The sequence below is a fragment of the Streptomyces sp. AC627_RSS907 genome, from assembly GCF_019049165.1.
In genome coordinates this window covers 1-550 of the sequence record NZ_JAGMUE010001038.1, presented here as the reverse complement: position 1 = coordinate 550, position 550 = coordinate 1, and the positions used below count along the sequence as shown (strand labels likewise).

General features: G+C 78.4%; 1 pseudogene. It reads left to right on the top strand.

From position 1 onward, the window contains the following. A pseudogene (locus KUM32_RS40130) lies at positions 1 to 254 on the top strand (shikimate dehydrogenase); the annotation flags it as partial. Positions 255 to 550: the final 296 nt, after the last annotated feature.

The window sequence follows — 550 nt, the reverse complement described above, 5'->3', positions numbered from 1 at the left end:
GCACCGACGCGCTGGCCGCCGCCGTGCCCGAGCGGCCCGGCGCGCTCTTCGACGTGCTCTACGACCCCTGGCCGACCGCGCTCGCCGCAGCCTGGTCGGCGCGTGGCGGCGCCGTCGTCGGCGGGCTCGACCTGCTCGTGCACCAGGCGGTGTTGCAGGTGGAGCGGATGACCGGTGGCGCGGCACCGCTGGCCGCCATGCGGGAGGCGGGCGAGGCCGCGCTCGCGGCGCGGCAGCGAGCCACGGCGCCGTAGCGGCTCGGGCCCGCGCGGCGGCGTTCCGCGCGCGCCCGGCCGGTGGCCACCGGGGGCGCGCGCGGTCGGGCGCCGGTGCGCCGTGCGGACGCTGCCCGAACATCGCGCCGCCCCGGCGACGGGCGCGGGCCGTCGTCCGTAGCGTGGACGGGCGAACGGGCTCCGTCGCAGCTCATGGGAGGATCGGAGCTGAGAAGTCGCACGGGCGCGAGGTTTTAAGGAGCACCGTTGAGCAGGTTGCGTTGGCTGACGGCGGGGGAGTCGCACGGCCCCGCACTGGTGGCGACCCTGGAGGG